Consider the following 17,818-nt stretch of genomic DNA (forward strand, 5'->3'; position numbering starts at 1 on the left):
ATGCCGCCATGACGCATGGAAATGGGGTCGACGTGGGGCAAACGCAAGTTCATCCCGGGCCGCGCCGCCGGCGCCGCTGGTTGCGCCGCCTGTTGTGGCTGGCCGCTTTCATCATCGTATTCCCCATCGTGCAGGTGATGGCGCTGCGCTTCATCGACCCCCCGTTTTCCAGCTTCATGCTGATCCGCCAGGTACAGGCATGGGCCGGCGGCGATTTCGGTTTCCGCACCGCCCACGACTGGCGCGATCTCGACCGGATGTCGAGCCATGTGCCGGTGGCGCTGATCGCCTCCGAGGACCAGCGCTTCGCCGAGCACGCCGGCTTCGACATGCAGGCCATCGAGAAGGCCCGTGCCAGCAACGAGCGCGGGCGGCGCATCCGCGGCGGCAGCACCATCAGCCAGCAGACCGCGAAGAACCTGTTCCTGTGGAGCGGCACCGGCTGGAGCCGCTGGCTGCGCAAGGGGCTTGAGGCGTGGTACACCTTCTGGATGGAGCTTCTCTGGCCCAAGCAGCGCATCCTGGAGATGTACGCCAACTTCGCCGAATTCGGCGACGGCGTGTACGGCGCGCAGGCGGCGGCGCGGACCTGGTTCCGCAAGGACGCTTCAACGTTGTCGGCGACGCAGGCCGCGCGGTTGGCGGCGGTGCTGCCCAACCCCAAGCGCTACAGCGTGGCCCGGCCCGGGCCCTACGTGCAGCGGCGCGCCCGCGCCATTGAACGGCAGATGCGCGCGATCGGTGGCAGCGGCGCATTGCGTCCGGTCAGGGACGCGGAATGAGGGACGAAGCCACCGACCGCCTGACCATCGTGGTCGCCGCCTACAACGAGGCGGAGGCGCTGCCGTTGCTGCACGCGCGCCTGTTGCCGGTGCTGGCGGCGATGGGCGATGTCGATGCCCGCATTCTGTATGTCGATGACGGCAGCAGCGACGCGACCTGGCCGGTGATGCGCCAGCTGGCCGCGGATGATCCGCGCGTCGGGCTGCTGCGGCTGTCGCGCAACTTCGGCAAGGAGGCGGCGCTGACCGCGGGCCTGGACATGGTCGGTGGTGGCGCGGCGATGATCCTGGATGCCGACGCGCAGGATCCGCCGGAGCTGATTCCGCAGTTCGTGGCGAAGTGGCGCGAAGGCTTCGACAACGTCTATGGCCGCCGCAGCGAACGCGCCGGCGAAGGCTGGGCCAAGCGCGCGACGGCTTCGATGTTCTATCGCGTCATCGGCCGGCTTTCGCGCACGCCCGTGCCCGAAGACACCGGCGACTTCCGCCTGCTGTCGCCGCGTGCCTTGGCGGCATTGCGCGAACTGCGCGAGCGCCATCGCTTCATGAAAGGCCTGTTCGGCTGGGTCGGTTTCAACGGCGCCGAGATCGCCTACGAGCGCGAGGCCCGCGTCGCCGGCCGCAGCAAATTCAATTTCTGGAAGCTGTGGAACCTGGCGCTGGAAGGCATCACCAGCTTCTCCACCGCGCCGCTGCGCATCAGCACCTACTGCGGCCTGCTCACCGCGCTGGTCGCGCTGGCCTACGGCATCTACGTCATCGTCAAGGCGCTGCTATACGGCGACCCGGTGGCCGGCTGGCCGAGCATGATGGCGGTGATCCTGTTCCTGGGCGGCGTGCAGCTGATCGCGCTGGGGATGATCGGCGAATACCTGGGCCGGCTCTACGTGGAGGCCAAGCAGCGCCCGCTCTACGTGGTTGCGGACTGGCAACCGGGCGAGGGCCCGGCGTATGCTGGCCGCGGATCCGGAACGAGGAGCGGCCATGCGTCAGGTGCGGCATCTGCTTGAATCGAAACGGCCCGGCGTGGTGACCATCGCGCCCGAGGCCCCGGTGATCGAGGCGCTGAAACTGATGGCCGACCACGGCGTCGGCGCGGTGCTGGTGATGGAGGGCGGCCAGAAGCTGGTCGGCATCCTCTCCGAGCGCGACTACGCGCGGAAGGTGGTGCTGCTCGGCCGCACCTCGGCGACCACGCCGGTCAGCGAGATCATGAGCCACCAGGTGGTCTGCGGGCGGCTGGCCGACAGCGTCGACCAGTGCATGCAGGTGATGACCGACAAACGCATCCGCCACCTGCCGATCCTGGAGCACAAGGAAGTCGTCGGCATCGTCTCGATCGGCGACCTGGTCAAGGCCGTCATCGACGACCAGCAGGTCCAGCTGCGGCATCTGCAGGACTACATCGTCTCCTGAGCGCGTGCCCGGCCGGCCTGCCGGTCACTTCCCGCCGCAGTACTGCCTGCCCTTGGCGTTGCCGAGGTCGGTGGTGGCCACAAGCGCCGCCGCCGGCGCGGTGATCGCGCCGAGCGCCGCCGCCGCCGCCGCGCGCAGGCCCATGCGCTTGTAGTCGGGGCGGATGTTCGGGTGCTTGAAGCTGCCTTCCACATACAGCGGCGAGCGCAGCGAGAGCGGGCTGAAGCGCCGCGTCTTCGGCTTGAGCGTCAGGTCCAGGCGCTCGTTGCGCAGGTCGATGGTGCCGGTGCCGGTGATCACCGTCTCGCTGGTGTCGAAGGCGAGCGCGCGCGGCGTCATCACCCCGTTCTTGACCGCGAAATCGCCGAACGCGCAGCGGATCGGGATCTGCTTGTCGCCGGTCAGCTTGACCTTGAGGATGCCGGCGATGTCGATGGCGGCCAGTTCCATGAGCATCTTGCTGATCCGGCCTTCGCCCATGCCGACGTCGGCATCGCCGCTGGCGTTGCCGCGCATCGCGGCGATGGAATTGCCGGTGGTCGCGATGTGGATGTCGCCGCCGAGCCGCCCGATGGCGGTCTTGCCGAGTTCCGCCTTCGGCATAAGCTTGCCGAGCGTGAGGCCCTTCGCGGCGATGTCGGCGCGGGTGCGGATGGTCTTCTCGCGCGCGTCCATGCGGATGACCGAGCGGATGTTGCCGTCCGCCACGCCGAAGTTGAGCGGGTTGAGCGTCAGCACGCCGGCCTTGAGAGCGAGCTTGGCGTCCATGTCGTCCACCGGCAGGCGCTGGGTGTTGATGCGGGCGGCGCGCAGGCGGACGTTGGCATCCATCGCCCTCAGCTTCTCCAGCTTGAACTCGTCGCGCGGGAACAGCTTGCCGCTGGCTTCCTGGCTGGCCGCCTTGGCCGCAAGTTCGGGATTGGTCTTCTCGCCGCCGCCGGCCTTGGGCGCGCCGCCGATGAAACCGGCGAGATCGTCCAGGTCCAGCCGCTTCGAGCGCAGGTCGGCATCCAGGCGCGGGCGCGGCTTGCCGGTGGTGAAGTGGGCGAAGCCGGCCAGGTCGCTGTCGCCGACCTTGCCGGTGAAGCCGTCGTACTTCCACGTGCTGCTGGCGGGTGAATTGACCACGCGGGTCAGCCGGCCGTTCAGGCTGTAGGGCGGCGTGGGCGGCAGCGCGAGGCCGAGCAGCGGGTACAGGTCGTCGAGGTTCTGGCCGCTGAGCGCCACCTGCAGGTTGAAGTCGCGCATGCGCAGCGGGTCGAGCAGGGTGCCGCGTGCATGGGCGCGGGTCGGGCCGGCCACGGCGCGGACGTCGATGCGGTAGGGTTCGTCGGGGTTGCGCAGGTCCAGCGGCGATTCGCCGCGGCCTTCGAGCGTGAACGGGTTGCCCTTCCAGCGGCCCTTGCCGGCGACCACGATCGGCGGGCCGCTGTCCTTTTCGCCGGCCTTTTCGCTGTCCACCGTGATGTCGATGTCGGTCTTTCCTTTCGCATCGACGAAGCGCAGGCGCCCGCCATCGACCCACAGGCTGCGGAATTCCGGCTGCCTGCCACGGCTGTCTTCCTGATCCTTGAACACCCAGTTGCCCTTGCCGTCCGGGCCGGTTTCCAGCAGCAGGTCGGGTTTCGTGAGGCGCAGTTCGGGGATGCGGAAATCGCGCTTGAAGATCGCCGGCCACAGCGCGAAGGAGAACGTGAGGCGGTCGGTCTTCGCCATCTGCGCTTCCTTCGACCAGGCCGCGTTGCCGAAGCGCAGGCGGTCGGCGCTGACCTGCGTCATCCGGCCCAGGTCGACATCCAGATCCCCATCGATATGGAGTTCGCGGCCGGTTTCCGCCTTGACGAGGTGCTCGATGGGGCGGCGGAACCAGTTCCAGTCCCAGAGCAGCAGGAGCACCACGATGCCCGCCACCAGCACGCCCAGCGCGGTCAGCCACGGGTGGCGACGCGGCCAGATCGGCGTGCGCGCCGGGTCATCGGGCTTGGGGGTGGATTCGGGCGATGCGGCTTGGTTCATCGGGTCGGCACATTCCTTCATGCCGGCCCACCTTCAAGGCGCAAGGGTCAAACAGCGGTGAATGCCGCCGGTTTCCGTTCAGGCAGCGGGCACGACCAGCGCCCAGACCGCGATGAAATGGCAGACCGTGCCGGCGACCACGAAGCCGTGCCAGATCGCGTGCGCGTAGGGCATGCGCTTCTGCATGTAGAAGACGGTGCCGAGCGTGTAGCAGATGCCGCCGGCCAGCAGCCAGCCGAACACCCAGCCCGACAGCGCCGCATAGACCGGCTTGGCCGCGAGCATCACCAGCCAGCCCATCGCGATGTAGATGAGCGTCGAGACCAGCTTGAAGCGGCCGGTGAAGAACAGTTTGAAGACGATGCCGAGCGCGGCCAGCGTCCAGATCGCCGCGAACAGCTGCCAGCCCAGCCGGCCGTGCAGCGCGGTCAGGGTGAACGGGGTGTAGGTACCGGCGATCAGCAGGTAGATCGCGCAGTGGTCGACGATCTTCAGCCGCGCGCGATGTTTCGCATCGACCGCGCGGTGGTAGGCGGTGCTGGCGAGGTAGAGCCCGAGCATCGCCAGCGAGAACACCAGCGCCGACACCCACTGCCAGGTGTCGCCGCGCAGGGAGGCGTAGGCCACCATGACCAGGCCGGAGGCGAAGGCGGCGGCCGCGCCGATGCCATGCGTCCAGACGTTGGCACGTTCTTCGGCGGGTGAATATGCGGATGCGTACGGTGCGCCCATGCCGCGAGCATACACGGCAGGGGCGACGGTCAATCGATCGAAGTGGCGTGCGCGTGCTCGCGGGTGGCCATGAACGTCACGCCGGGCGCGCGTTCCTGCGCCAGCTGCAGGTTGACGCGGGTCGGCGCCAGATACACCAGCTGGCCGGCGGCATCGATGCCCAGGTTCATCGCGTTCTTCTCGCGGAACTCTTCCAGCTTCTTGGCATCGTCGCACTTGATCCAGCGTGCGGTCGCCACCTGCACCGGCTCGAACGCCGCATCCACGCCGTACTCGTCCTTGAGGCGGTAGGCGACGACATCGAACTGCAGCACGCCGACCGCGCCCAGGATCAGGTCGTTCGACATCAGCGGGCGGAAGCTGGGTCGCGCCTTCCTCGCTCAACTGCGCCAGGCCCTTCTGCAGCTGCTTGAGCTTGAGCGGATCCTTCAGCCGCGCGCGGCGGAACAGTTCGGGCGCGAAGTTGGGGATGCCGGTGAAGGCGATGTTCTCGCCCTCGGTGAAGGTGTCGCCGATGGAAAATGGTGCCGTGGTTGTGGATGCCGATGACATCGCCCGGGAACGCGTTCTCGGCGATCTCGCGGTCGCTGGCCATGAAGGTCAGCGCGTTCGCCAGCTTCACTTCCTTGCCGGTGCGCGGCTGGAAGGCCTTCATGCCCGCCGTGAACTTGCCCGAGCAGATGCGCATGAAGGCGACGCGGTCGCGGTGCTGCGGATCCATGTTGGCCTGGATCTTGAAGACGAAGCCGGAGAGCTTGCCTTCGGTCGGCTCGACTTCGCGGCTGGTGGTCTCGCGTGGCTGCGGGCCGGGTGCCTGGTCGACGAAGAAATCCAACAGCGGCTGCACGCCGAAGTTGTTCACCGCCGAGCCGAAGAACACCGGCGCCTGGTCACCGGCCAGGTAGGCCTCGCGGTCGAACGGGTGGGAGGCGCCTTCGACCAGCTCCAGCTCCTCGCGCAGTTCGGCCAGCATCGCGTCACCGATCGCCGCCGCCACGCGCGGATCGTCCAGCGACGGATAGATGGTCGAGTCCTGGCGGGTGTGGTTCTTGCCGGCCTCGTACAGATGCACTTCACCGGTGATCAGGTGCACCACGCCGCGCAGGCGCTTGCCCATGCCGATCGGCCAGGTCACCGGCGCGCACTGGATCTTCAGCACGCTTTCGATCTCGTCCATCAGCTCGATCGGGTTCTTGCCTTCGCGGTCGAGCTTGTTGATGAAGCTCATGATCGGCGTGGTGCGCAGGCGGCAGACTTCCATCAGCTTGATGGTGCGTTCCTCGACGCCCTTGGCCACGTCGATCACCATCAGCGCGCTGTCCACCGCGGTCAGCACGCGGTAGGTGTCCTCGCCGAAGTCGGCGTGGCCCGGCGTGTCGAGCAGGTTGACGATGCGGCCCTCGTACGGGAACTGCATCACCGAGGACGTCACCGAGATGCCGCGCTCCTTTTCCAGCGCCATCCAGTCCGATGTCGCGTGGCGCGCCGCCTTGCGGCCCTTGACCGAGCCGGCCATCTGGATCGCGCCGCCGAACAGCAGCAGCTTTTCGGTCAGCGTGGTCTTGCCGGCATCGGGGTGGGAAATGATGGCGAAGGTGCGGCGGCGCGCAGCTTCCTGGGTGATTTCGGACATGCGGGCTGGGACGCGGGCGCGTCCGGCAAGAGTCGTGGGAAAGCGCGGATTATAGCGGCGAAGGCGCTTCGGCCCGGCGCGGCAGGCGCAGCTCGCCCTCGTCGCTGGCCATCCGGAACGGCACCGATTCCAGCCGCAGCCCGCGGTTGACCTGCACCGCGAAGTGCAGGTGTGGCCCGGTGGACCAGCCGGAATTGCCGCTTCGGGCGATCAGCTGGCCGGCTTCGACCGGATGCCCCGGCGCCACCGACAGGCTGCCGCGCTGCAGGTGGGCGTAGACCGCCATGCTGCCGTCGGCGTGGAGGATGCGGACGAGGTTGGCCTGGTCCAGCTGGCCGGTGGTGTCGGCGAAGCGGCCTTCGGCCTGCATCACCGTGCCGGCGCGGGCGGCGACCACCGGCGTGCCGACCGGCGCGGCGAAGTCGATGGCCTGGCGGTTCTCGGCATCGGCATGGCTGAACGTGCCTTCCGGCAGCTGGCCGACGCGGACCTGCGGCAGCCGCAGCGGGAAGCGGTAGACGACGTCGCCTGCCATCGCGCCGGGCAGGCCGGGCACCGCCCGCAGCTTCAGTTGCAGGGCGGCGCCGGCATCGCGCCGGGCCAGTGGATAGCTTCCGGGCGCGGGCAGGGTCCGTTGCAGGGGTGTGGGCGATGCGCCTTCGACCCGCACCTCGACCGGCCCGGCGATGTCGCTGTCCACCCAGACCTCGCGCGTGCTGCCGGTGCGCGTCACCCGCAGGCGCACGGCGGCGCTGGGGGCTTTGGCGTTTGCGGTCGATGTGGCGGGGGCGCTGGTTTTCGGCGGCCATGACAGCCATTGCGCCTCGGCGCGCGGGGCGATGAGGGCCGCGACGAACAACAGCGGCAGGGCGATGGGGGAAGCGCGCATCGCCCGATTATCCGCATTGCGCACCCTACGCGACCGCATCGAAAAATCCATCGCTCAATGCGCATGAAGCGATTGACAAACCGGAAGGCGGCGGGCAAGCTGCGGCCATCCATCGAGATCGGCTGAGGGAAAGGCCCTTTGAAGCCGAGGCAACCTGGACATCCGTCCAAGGTGCCAATTCCTGCGGGGGCGCATGCCCGCCGCGCAGATGGTTGAGCACGCGCATCGAGCGTCGCCCGACAGATGCGCACCGACGGGAACTCGAGGCTTCAAGGAGTTCCGCATGAGTCTGGTCGCCGCGCTGCAGGTTTCCCCTCCTCCCGCTTCGCCGTGTACGTATGCGGTCGCGTCGCCCGTCGAAACCCCGGTCGACGTGGCCGAGCGCGGCGAGCACGCGTGCACGCTGGCGCTCCGCCATGCAGGGCGGCGGCCGGTGCGTGTCCGCTGGGAACTGTGCGGGCCGGCCGACGCGCCCTTGCTGGTCGTGGCCGGTGGCATTTCCGCGCACCGCCACGTCATCGCCCACGACCGCGATGGCGCGGCGGGCTGGTGGCAGGCGCAGGCGGGCCTGCTGCGCCGGTTCCGCGTGCTGGCGATCGACTGGCTGGGCGATGGCGACGGGCTCGACGTGCCGCTGGACAGCGCCGACCAGGCCGATGCGATTGCCGTCGTGCTCGACGCGCTGCAGCTGCCGGAGCTGCATGCCTTCGTCGGCGCGTCGTATGGCGCGATGGTCGGGTTGCAGTTCGCCGCGAAGTATCCGCAGCGCCTCGCCTCGCTGGTGGCGATCAGCGGTGCGCATCGTGCCCACCCGTGGTCGAGCGCGCTGCGTTCGGTGCAGCGCAAGATCGTGGCACTGGGCGCGGCCAATGACGATCCCGGCGGCCTGGCGCTGGCACGCCAGCTGGCGATGCTCTCCTACCGCACGCCCAAGGAATTCGCCGAGCGCTTCGCCGCGCCGGTGGAAGTGCGCGACGACCGCGCCGAATGTCCCGCCGAACCCTATCTGGAAGCCTGCGGCCAGCGCGCGCTGACGCGCTTCGATGCCGTGGCCTACCGCCGCCTCTCCGAATCCATCGACCTGCACCGGGTCGAGCCCGAAGCAGTGCGCGTGCCGCTGTCGGTCGTCGCCATCGACAGCGACCTGCTGGTCCCGCGCGAGGACCTGGCCGAACTCGCCGTGCGCGCCCCCGACGCCTGGCTTCAGGTCATCGCCAGCCGCTACGGCCACGACGCCTTCCTGAAAGAAACCGCGGCCATCGCCGCCGCCCTCCACGCTGCCCTGGATGCCTGACATGAGCCTTGAAACCAATATCGCCACCCGCGCCGTGCGTGCCGGCATCGACAGCGACACCGCCTTCGGTGCGGTCACCCCGCCGCTGGTGCTGTCCTCCAACTTCAGCTTTGCCGGCTTCAACGAGAAGCGCCGTTACGACTACACCCGCAGCGGCAACCCGACCCGCGACCTGCTGGGCGATGCGCTGGCGGAACTGGAAGGCGGCGCCGGTGGCGTCATCACCGCGACCGGCATGGCCGCGATCACGCTGGCGCTGAACGCGCTGCTGGAACCGGGCGACCTGCTGGTGGTCCCGCACGATGCCTACGGCGGCAGCTGGCGGCTGTTCAACGCGCTGGCGAAGAAGGGCGCGTTCGAACTGGCCACGCTCGATTTCGGTGACGAGTCGGCGCGTGCGGACGTGTTCGCGCGCGGACCGAAGCTGGTCTGGATCGAGACGCCCTCCAACCCGCTGCTGCGCATCACCGACCTTGAGCAGGTGGTGGGCGAGGCGAAGGCGGCGGGTGCCCGGGTGCTGGTCGACAACACCTTCCTCTCGCCGCTGTGGCAGCGCCCGCTGGCTTTCGGCGCCGACGCGGTGCTGCACTCCACCACCAAGTACATCAACGGCCACAGCGACGTGGTCGGCGGTGCGCTGGTCGCGCACGACGCCGCGCTGCACGAACAGTTCACCTGGTGGGCCAATGCGCTCGGCATCACCGGCGCGCCGTTCGACAGCTTCCTGACCCTGCGCGGCCTGCGCACGCTCGGCGCGCGCCTGCGCGTCCACGAGGAGAACACCCACGCCATCGCCGAACTGCTGGAAGGCCATCCCGCAGTGCGCGCGCTCTACTGGCCGGGCCTGAAGTCGCATCCCGGGCATGAGGTCGCGGCGCGCCAGCAGCAGGGCTTCGGCGCGATGCTCTCGTTCGAGCTGGAGGATGAAGCGGCGGTGCGCGCCTTCGTCGATGGCCTGCATTGCTTCACGCTGGCCGAATCGCTGGGCGGCGTGGAAAGCCTCATCGCCCACCCCGCCACCATGACCCACGCCGCGATGACGCCGGAAGCTCGCGCCCATGCCGGCATCCGCGACGGCCTGCTGCGGCTGTCGGTGGGCATCGAGCATGTCGATGATCTGATCGCCGACCTGCGCGCGGCGCTGGCCCGCGTGGCGCGCTGTCGTACCCGGGCGCTGGCCGCATGAAACGCGAAGCACGCGTGGTGTTGCTCGGCACCGGCACGGTCGGGGCGGCCTTCGTCGCCCGCCATGCGCGGCTGCGTGCGGCGGGAGTGGCGGTGCCGGGCATCCGCGCCATCGCCAACAGCCGGGGCTGGTGCGAGTGCAGCCAAGCCTCGCCGGAAGCGGTGTCGAAGGTGCTGCACGGCTCCCCCGCCGCGCGCGATGCGGCGTGGTTGGCCAAGGCGCATTTCGATGCCGGCGACATCGTGGTCGATGCCAGCGCCAGCGATCTGCTGGCCGCGCGTCATGCCGAATGGCTGGCGCAGGGCGTGCACGTGGTCACCGCCTGCAAGCTGGGGCAGGGCACTTCGCTCGCGCGTTGGCAGGCGATCCGCGCGGCGGCTGGCGCGGGTGCCGCCGGCTATGGCGACAGCGCGACCGTCGGCGCCGGCCTGCCGCTGCTGCGCTCGCTGCGCGAACTGCGTGCCGGTGGCGACCGCATCCACGCGATCGCCGGCGTGCTGTCGGGCTCGATGGACTGGCTGTTCAACCATTACGACGGCAAGCGGCCGTTCTCCGGCTTCGTGCGCGAGGCGCGGGATGCCGGCTACACCGAGCCCGATCCGCGCGACGACCTGTCCGGCGAGGACGTGCGCCGCAAGCTGCTGATCCTGGCGCGCGCGTCCGGCATCGAACTGGATGCGGAGGCCGTGCAGGTCGATTCGCTGGTGCCCGAGGCGCTGGTCCATCTGCCCGCGCGCCAGCTGCATGCCGCCTTGCCCGCGCTCGACGAGCCCCTGCGCCAGCGCTACGCCGAGGCCTACCGCAACAACGAGGTGCTGAAGTTCATCGCCCGCTGCGAAGGGGGCGTGGCCCGGGTCGGGCTGGAAGCGCTGCCGGCCGATCATCCGCTCGCCGCCGGGGCCGGCACCGACAACCGCGTCGCGATCTGGACCGACCGCTATCGCGAACAGCCGCTGGTCATCCAGGGCCCGGGTGCGGGTGCGGAAGTGACGGCAGCGGCCTTGCTCGATGACGTGCTGCGCTTCGCCGCGTTGCCGCGTCCGGCGGCGCTGGCCAGCGTGCCGAGGCAGGCGGCGGCCTGAGCCCGCCTGCGAGGCGTGATGGCGTGCCAGCCGCCCGCGCTATCATCGCCCCATGTTCGATGAGGTATTGAAGCGCTGGCATCTGGATGCCGATGGCGCCGTCTTCCACACGCCCGGCAGCGACCTGTTGCCGGTGCGCACCGCCGATGGCCGGCCCGCGATGCTCAAGCGTGCCCGAGCACCGGAGGAACGCGCCGGACTGGCGTTGATGGTCTGGTGGGCGGGCGATGGCGCCGCGCCGGTGCTCGCCCATGACGATGATGTGTCGCTGATGATGCGGGCCACCGGCCCCTGCGATCTGCTGGCGATGAGCATCGACACCGCGACCGGCGACGATGCCGCCACCGACGCGCTCTGCGATGTGCTGGCCCGCCTGCATGCACCGCGTGCCGCGCCCGCGCCGCCGCTGGCGCCGCTGGCTGATTGGTTCCGCGGCCTGCATCGCGAAGCCGCGCAGCGGGGCGGCATCTATGAAGAATGTGCGCGGCTGACCGATGCGTTGCTGGCCTCGCCGCAGGAGGTCATCCCGCTGCACGGCGACTGCCATCACCACAACGTGCTGGATTTCGGCGACGGCGGCTGGCGGGCCATCGACCCGAAGGACCGCATCGGCGAACGCGGCTTCGACCACGCGCAGATCCTCTGCAATCCGGACCTGCCGCATGCGGCCAATCCCGCGCGATTCCGCCGGCAGCTGGCGCGGGTGTCGGCACGCGCCGGCTTCGACCCGATGCGCCTCGCGCGATGGACGGCGGCACGCGCCGCGCTGTCGGCGGCCTGGTTCCTGGAGGATGGCGAGGAAGACAACGCCGCCCGCGACATCGCCACCGCCCGCACCGCGCTCGACTGGCTGCGTGGCTGACACGTCCGCATCACGCGGAACGAAGCGACATCAACACTCGATGACGTTCACCGCCAGCCCGCCGCGGCTGGTTTCCTTGTACTTGTCCTGCATGTCGCGGCCGGTGTCGCGCATGGTTTTGATGACCTTGTCGAGCGACACCTTGTGCTTGCCGTCGCCGCGCATCGCCATGCGCGCGGCGTTGATCGCCTTCACCGAACCCATCGCGTTGCGCTCGATGCAGGGGATCTGCACCAGCCCGCCGATCGGGTCGCAGGTCAGGCCCAGGTTGTGCTCCATGCCGATCTCGGCCGCGTTCTCAATCTGCCGCGGCGTGCCGCCGAGCGCGGCGGTGAGTCCCGCCGCCGCCATCGAGCAGGCCACGCCCACCTCGCCCTGGCAGCCGACTTCCGCGCCGCTGATCGACGCGTTCTCCTTGTAGAGGATGCCGACCGCGGCGGCGGTCAACAGGTAGTCGAAGATGCCCTGCTCGTTGGCGCCGGGGATGAAGCGCTCGTAGTAGTGGCCGACCGCCGGGATGATGCCGGCCGCGCCATTGGTCGGCGCGGTGACCACGCGGCCGCCGGCGGCGTTCTCCTCGTTCACGGCCAGCGCGTACAGGTTGACCCAGTCGAGCACGGTCAGCGGGTCGCGCATCGCCGCCTCGGGCCGCGAGGACAGTTCGCCGAACAGCGTCGGCGCGCGCCGCGAGACATGCAGGCCGCCGGGCAGGGTGCCGGCTTCGCGGATGCCGCGTGCCACGCAACTGCTCATCGCCGACCAGATCTCGCGCAGGCCGTCGCGGATTTCCTCGTCGCTGCGCCAGGCGCGTTCGTTTTCCAGCATCAGCTGGGCGATGGTCAGGCCGGTCGCCTCGCAGCGCGCCAGCAGTTCATCGCCGCTGTTGAACGGATGCGCCACCGGCGTGGTGTCGGCGACGATGCGGTCTTCCGCCGCTTCATCCTGATTGACCACGAAGCCGCCACCGACCGAGTAGTAATCGCGCGTGGCCAGTTCGTTGCCGTCCGCGTCGAAGGCGGCGAAGCGCATGCCATTGGTGTGGAAGGGCAGCTTCTGCCGCTTGTTCATGATGAGGTCGGTCTTCTCGTTGAAGGCGATCTCGTGGCTGCCGTGCAGGCGGATCTTCTTCTCGCCGCGGATACGCTCCAGCGCGGCGGGGATGACATCGGGGTCGATCTGGTTCGGCCAGTGGCCTTCCAGACCCATCATCACCGCCTTGTCGGTGCCGTGGCCGCGCCCGGTCAGTGCCAGCGAGCCGAACACTTCGGCGCGGATCCGCGCGACTTCGTCCAGCCGGCCGGCTTCCTGCAGATGGTGTTCGACGAAACGCGCGGCGGCGCGCATCGGTCCGACCGTGTGCGAGGAGCTCGGACCGATGCCGATCTTGTAGAGGTCGAAGATGCTGACGGCCATGCGCGGCTTCCGTGGGCGGATCGGTGGATCGCTATTCTAGGCGCCCGCCCGAACCGCGACGGACGCCGCCGCATGGCCCTGATCCTCTACCAGCGCGACAACTGCCATCTCTGCGACGCGGCGCTGAGCGTCCTGGCCGAAGCGCGCGCGCCGGAATTCGAGAGCGTCTTCATCGACGACCACCCCACGCTGGAAGCGGTCTACGGCACGCGCGTGCCGGTACTGCGCGACGACGCGCGCGGCATCGAACTGGGCTGGCCGTTCGATGCCGCGGCCGTGCGCGATTTCGTCGGTTGAATCAGGCGTCGCGCCGCGGTTCGCGCAGCCAGCCCCTGGGCAGCATGCGGGCCAGCGTGGCGTCGCGCTGGAAGACGTGGTGGTAGAGCGCCGCACCGGCATGGCCCACCGCCACCAGCACCAGCAGCCAGAACAGCTGCTCGTGGCGTTCCTCGAACATCTCGTGCAGGTCGTGGTTCTCGCCGACGATCCGCGGCAGGTCGAACAGGCCGAACCAGCTGGCATCGCGCCCACCGTAGGCGGTCAGCAGCCAGCCGGTGATCGGCACCGCGAACAGCAGCGCGTACAGCAGCAAGTGGCCGAACTTGGCCAGCGTGTGTTGAATCGGGGTGACGCCGGGCGCGGGCGCGGGTCGGCCGCCGAACAGGTTCCACAGCAGCCGCGCGATGGCGAGCAGCAGGATGGTGATGCCGATCGACTTGTGCAGCCCGACCAGCGTGCCGCGCATCTCGCGGCCGAAGTCGCCCATGGTCAGGCCGAGGATGCCCTGGCCGACCAGCAGCAGCACGATCAGCCAGTGGAAGGTCTTGCTCAGGCCGCCCCAGGTGGAGGCAGTGTTGCGCAGGTTCATGGCGGATCTCGATGGGTGATGGGGATGCTTATGCCCCAGCATCGCGGGCTTGCGCAAGTAGGCTGGCCACGCCAGCATCGGCGGCGGAGGGCTGTCCCGATGATGCGAAGGATCGCAACCTGCCTGCTCGCGCTGGCAGGCGCCTGCACGATGGCCGCGCCGCAAGCGCAGGTGCCGGAGAACCCGCGCTTCCGCCTGCTGGGTTCGCGCCATGGCCTGCCGACCACGGTGGTCAACGCGCTGGAGCGCGACCGGCTCGGCTTCGTCTGGGTCGCCACCAGCGACGGGCTCGCCCGCTACGACGGCCACGGCTTCCGCGTCTGGCGGCATGACGCGGCCGATCCGCGTTCGATCTCCGGCAACACCGTGCAGGCGATCCACGTCGACGCGCGGGATCGCGTGTGGACCTCCAGCGAATTCGGCGGCATCGACATGCTCGACGCCGCGCGCGCAGGGTTCCGCCACTGGCGCAGCGCCGATTACCCGCAACTCCGCACTGACGACATCTTCGCCTTCGCCAGCCAGGGCGACCGGCTGTGGATCGGCACCGGGGGCGGCGGGATGTACGGGATGGATCTCGCGGGCAAGCCTTCGGATTGGGTGCCTACGCCCGTGCCGGGGGTTTTACCGTCGGACGTCGTCATGGACATCGCCATCGAAAAGGACGGCCGCGTATGTGTCGCCACCACGGGGGGGCTGGCGGTGCTGGAGTCGGGCCGGCTGCGCGGCGAACCGCTCCCGGGCGCCGTGCCGATGCCCATGGTCTACGAACTGTGGGTGGACGGCGCAAGCCTGTGGGCGGGGACATCGGCGGGCATTTTCCGGCGCGAGGCCGCGGGGCGCTGGCGGCGCCTCCCCTATGCCGACATGTTCGAACGGCCGAATGCAGCGACAAGCTTCGCGCGGGATCTCGACGGGTCGATGTGGATCGGCAGCCAGCGCGGCCTGTGGCGCGTCACCGGCGACAGCGCCAGGCCATACCCGGTCAAGTCCGAGTCGGCGTGGCCGCGCGAGGGCATCGACGCGATGATGGGCGAGCCCGAAGGCGGCCTGTGGGTGGCCGCGTCCGGCGTTGGCGTGGGCCATCTGCCGTCCGACTGGCGGTCGCTGGCCGTCATCCGGCGCGACGGCGAATCCCAAGGGGCGCACCATTACGGCGTGGTGGCCAGCGCGCGCGCCGGCGGCATCTGGCTGGGTGGCGCGCAGGGCCACATCGAACGCGTGGATGCGCAGGGCGTGGCCGAAGTGGTCGACGCGGACGTGCGTCGCCGGCTGCCGGAACGCATGCCGTTCTTCATGACCGAAGATGCCCACGGCCAGCTGTGGCTGGGCTATGGACGCGACGGGCTCTGGCGGCTGGGCCGCGACGGCCGGCTCGACAGCTGGCGGCGCGTCACGGACAGGCACGCTCCGCCGGCGGAGAGTTACGACCACATCGCCCCGACCCGTGACGGAAAGGTGTGGCTTGCGCTTTCCGGCAAGGGGCTGGAGCTGCGTGACGCGGTCACCGGCCGACTGCTGCGCCAGTTCCCGCTGGCGGGTGATGACGTGGGCGATGGCGAGATCCTCGACATGCGCATGGGGCCGGATGAGCGGCTGTGGGTGGCCGGCAGCTTCGGGCTGGGGTGGCTTGACGAGACGTCCGGCCGCCTGGTCATGCCATCGGGCTTGCGCGGCCGCCGGGTGCATGTCTTCGATTTCATCGATGGCGATGCGCTCTGGCTGCATGCGGCGGACGGATTGTCCCGCCATGTCCGCGGCAAGGACGAGTGGCGCAGAACCGACGGCCTGCCGGCGGGACGGGAACTGCCTTCCCTGAAACCGGGCAGCCTGCGCGTGGATGCGCGCGGGCGCGTCTGGCTCAGCAGCCAGCGCGGCCTGCTTCGATGGGATCCGCGGACCGCCCACATGGCGCGGTTCGGCGTCGATCAGGGCTTCGACAGCCAGGAGTTCGTGGATGGCGGCATGACCGTGGATGACCGGGGCATGCTGGCCGCCGTGGCGTACGACGGCAGCGTGGTGCTTGTCGACACCCGCTTCCCCGATCCGCCCGCGCGCGTCCCCACGCTCCGCATCGATCGCGTCGATGTCCGCCGCAACGGCGAGTGGGCCGCGCAGCCGCTGGCCGGCGCGCTGGAGTTCGGTCCCGATGAGCGCGAGTTCCGCCTCACCGGCAACCTGCTGGCCTTCGACGATCCCACCGGCACGCGCTACTGGAGCCGGCTGGAAGGCTTCGACAGCGGCTGGATGGACCAGGGCGCGCAGGGCGAACGCGTGTTCACCGGCCTCGCGCCTGGGCGCTACCGCTTGCGCATGCGCGCGATGGACGCCGCCGGCAATGCCGCGCGCGAACAGCAGCTGGAATTCCGCGTGCAGCCGCCATGGTGGCGCACCTGGACAGCGCTGTGGATCTACAGCGTCGTCGTACTCGGGCTGCTGGCCTGGGCCGCGCTCGACTATCGCCGCCGTCTGGCCCGCGCCCACGCGCTGGCGCTGGCCGAGCAGAAACGCACGCTCGCCGAGCAGGCGTCGGAGGCCAAGACGCGCTTCCTCGCCACCCTCGGCCACGAGATCCGCACGCCGATGACCGGGGTATTGGGGATGGCGGAGCTCCTGCAGTCCACGCCGCTCGATGCCGGCCAGCGCGGTCAGGTCGATGCCATCCTGCGTGCCGGCGGCCACCTGCTGCGGCTGCTCAATGATGCGCTGGACCTGGCGCGCATCGAGGCCGAAAAACTGGTGCTGGCCGATGACGCCTTCGACCTGCACGCGCTCATCGAGGAAGCCGAGGCCCTGATGAAGCCGCTGGCCGCACGCAAGGGGCTGCGCTTCGTGCTTGCGTTGCCGGCCACGGTGCCGCGCGTGTTCATCGGCGACCGCACCCGCATCGGGCAGATCCTGTTCAACCTGCTCGGCAACGCGATCAAGTTCACCGAGTGCGGCGAAGTGGGCTTGGCGGTGGATGTGGAACCGCGGGGCGGCCTGCGCTTCGTCATCCACGACACCGGGCCCGGTCTCAGCGACGCGCAGCGGCAGCGCCTGTTCCGGCGCTTCGAGCAGGCCGAGGGCGCGCGGACCAGCGCCCGTTACGGCGGCAGCGGGCTGGGGCTGGCGATCAGCCAGGAACTGGCGGCGGCGATGGGGGGCCGCATCGACATCGACAGCACGCCGGGCTGTGGCGCGCGTTTCAGCGTGATGTTGCCGCTGCCCGTGGCGCTGGTCGCGGCTGCCGCCTCAAACGCGATATCGCCCGATGTGCCGGACTCGATGCAGCTGCTGCTGGTGGAAGACGACGAGACCGTCGCCGAAGTCGTCACCAGCCTGCTGCGCGGGTTGGGCCATGCGGTGCGCCACGTTCCGCACGGGCTGGCGGCGCTGGCCGAAGCGGCTTCGTCGCGCTTCGATGCGGCGCTGCTGGATCTCGACCTGCCGGGCATCGACGGCTTCGTGCTGGCCCGCCAACTGCGGATCAACGGCTTTGCCGGCCCGCTGCTCGCGGTCACCGCGCGCGCCGATACGGAAGCCGAGTCGCGCGCCCGCGAGGTCGGTTTCGATGCCTTCGTGCGCAAGCCGGTCAGCGCGGTGATCCTGTCCGAAGGCCTGCGCGAGGCGGCGCAGGCCCGGGCCCGCGCGAAGGCGGGCTAG

14 protein-coding genes, 1 pseudogene and 1 riboswitch are annotated in these 17,818 nt (G+C 69.7%); of the genes and pseudogenes, 9 read left to right on the forward strand and 6 right to left on the reverse strand.

The window, feature by feature from the left end; translation table 11 throughout:
• Positions 1 to 8 precede the first annotated feature (8 nt).
• The 3 genes from mtgA to DCD74_RS00700 are packed head-to-tail and all read left to right on the forward strand — an operon-like array spanning position 9 to position 2,198.
• The gene (gene mtgA, locus DCD74_RS00690) at positions 9 to 782 is read left to right on the forward strand and encodes a monofunctional biosynthetic peptidoglycan transglycosylase (protein ID WP_112925625.1); all 774 of its coding nucleotides are present in this window, start codon (positions 9 to 11) and stop codon (positions 780 to 782) included.
• Positions 779 to 1,792, forward strand: coding sequence for a glycosyltransferase family 2 protein (locus tag DCD74_RS00695; RefSeq protein WP_112925626.1), 1,014 nt, complete (start codon positions 779 to 781; stop codon positions 1,790 to 1,792). Before mtgA ends, DCD74_RS00695 begins: the two co-directional genes overlap by 4 nt.
• The gene (locus DCD74_RS00700) at positions 1,767 to 2,198 is read left to right on the forward strand and encodes a CBS domain-containing protein (RefSeq protein ID WP_112925627.1); all 432 of its coding nucleotides are present in this window, start codon (positions 1,767 to 1,769) and stop codon (positions 2,196 to 2,198) included. The genes DCD74_RS00695 and DCD74_RS00700 overlap by 26 nt, the downstream gene beginning before the upstream one ends.
• 24 nt (positions 2,199 to 2,222) lie before the next feature.
• Here the strand turns inward: DCD74_RS00700 and DCD74_RS00705 are convergent, their stop codons facing one another.
• The 4 genes and pseudogenes from DCD74_RS00705 to DCD74_RS00720 form a co-directional block, all read right to left on the reverse strand.
• Positions 2,223 to 4,214: an AsmA family protein gene (locus DCD74_RS00705; protein WP_112927590.1), complete on the reverse strand. Its 1,992-nt coding sequence runs from the start codon at positions 4,212 to 4,214 to the stop codon at positions 2,223 to 2,225.
• Positions 4,215 to 4,292: 78 nt separating this feature from the next.
• On the reverse strand, positions 4,293 to 4,946 hold the full coding sequence (trhA, locus tag DCD74_RS00710) for a PAQR family membrane homeostasis protein TrhA (RefSeq protein WP_112925628.1): 654 nt from the start codon (positions 4,944 to 4,946) through the stop codon (positions 4,293 to 4,295).
• 29 nt (positions 4,947 to 4,975) lie between these two features.
• Positions 4,976 to 6,579: pseudogene (locus DCD74_RS00715) on the reverse strand (peptide chain release factor 3).
• Positions 6,580 to 6,628: 49 nt separating this feature from the next.
• Complete coding sequence (locus DCD74_RS00720) at positions 6,629 to 7,468, reverse strand: M23 family metallopeptidase (RefSeq protein ID WP_112925629.1); 840 nt, start codon at positions 7,466 to 7,468, stop codon at positions 6,629 to 6,631.
• A gap of 106 nt (positions 7,469 to 7,574) precedes the next feature.
• Positions 7,575 to 7,683, forward strand: a riboswitch (SAM riboswitch).
• A 68-nt stretch (positions 7,684 to 7,751) separates the two neighbouring features.
• On the opposite strand from DCD74_RS00720, the gene metX reads away from it, so the two are divergent.
• From metX to DCD74_RS00740, 4 genes are read left to right on the forward strand one after another with little or no spacing between them, the layout of a single operon-like run.
• Positions 7,752 to 8,762, forward strand: a complete 1,011-nt coding sequence (gene metX, locus DCD74_RS00725) for a homoserine O-succinyltransferase MetX (protein ID WP_112925630.1) — start codon at positions 7,752 to 7,754, stop codon at positions 8,760 to 8,762.
• 1 nt (position 8,763) lies between these two features.
• Positions 8,764 to 9,948 (forward strand): cystathionine gamma-synthase, encoded by a 1,185-nt coding sequence (gene metB / locus DCD74_RS00730; protein ID WP_237049627.1) that lies wholly within the window; start codon positions 8,764 to 8,766, stop codon positions 9,946 to 9,948.
• Positions 9,945 to 11,030, forward strand: a complete 1,086-nt coding sequence (locus DCD74_RS00735) for a homoserine dehydrogenase family protein (RefSeq protein WP_112925632.1) — start codon at positions 9,945 to 9,947, stop codon at positions 11,028 to 11,030. The genes metB and DCD74_RS00735 overlap by 4 nt, the downstream gene beginning before the upstream one ends.
• A gap of 52 nt (positions 11,031 to 11,082) precedes the next feature.
• Complete coding sequence (locus tag DCD74_RS00740; protein WP_112925633.1) at positions 11,083 to 11,892, forward strand: aminoglycoside phosphotransferase family protein; 810 nt, start codon at positions 11,083 to 11,085, stop codon at positions 11,890 to 11,892.
• Positions 11,893 to 11,922: 30 nt separating this feature from the next.
• On the opposite strand, the gene DCD74_RS00745 is transcribed toward DCD74_RS00740, so the two are convergent.
• Positions 11,923 to 13,305, reverse strand: a complete 1,383-nt coding sequence (locus DCD74_RS00745) for an L-serine ammonia-lyase (RefSeq protein ID WP_112925634.1) — start codon at positions 13,303 to 13,305, stop codon at positions 11,923 to 11,925.
• A gap of 72 nt (positions 13,306 to 13,377) precedes the next feature.
• On the opposite strand from DCD74_RS00745, the gene DCD74_RS00750 reads away from it, so the two are divergent.
• Positions 13,378 to 13,602: a glutaredoxin family protein gene (locus DCD74_RS00750; protein ID WP_112925635.1), complete on the forward strand. Its 225-nt coding sequence runs from the start codon at positions 13,378 to 13,380 to the stop codon at positions 13,600 to 13,602.
• A gap of 1 nt (position 13,603) precedes the next feature.
• Here the strand turns inward: DCD74_RS00750 and DCD74_RS00755 are convergent, their stop codons facing one another.
• The gene (locus DCD74_RS00755; RefSeq protein WP_112925636.1) at positions 13,604 to 14,173 is read right to left on the reverse strand and encodes a cytochrome b; all 570 of its coding nucleotides are present in this window, start codon (positions 14,171 to 14,173) and stop codon (positions 13,604 to 13,606) included.
• A gap of 99 nt (positions 14,174 to 14,272) precedes the next feature.
• On the opposite strand from DCD74_RS00755, the gene DCD74_RS00760 reads away from it, so the two are divergent.
• Positions 14,273 to 17,818: a hybrid sensor histidine kinase/response regulator gene (locus DCD74_RS00760; RefSeq protein WP_162615818.1), complete on the forward strand. Its 3,546-nt coding sequence runs from the start codon at positions 14,273 to 14,275 to the stop codon at positions 17,816 to 17,818.

Origin of the sequence: Lysobacter oculi, assembly GCF_003293695.1 — a bacterium.
Taxonomy (GTDB): domain Bacteria; phylum Pseudomonadota; class Gammaproteobacteria; order Xanthomonadales; family Xanthomonadaceae; genus Solilutibacter; species Solilutibacter oculi.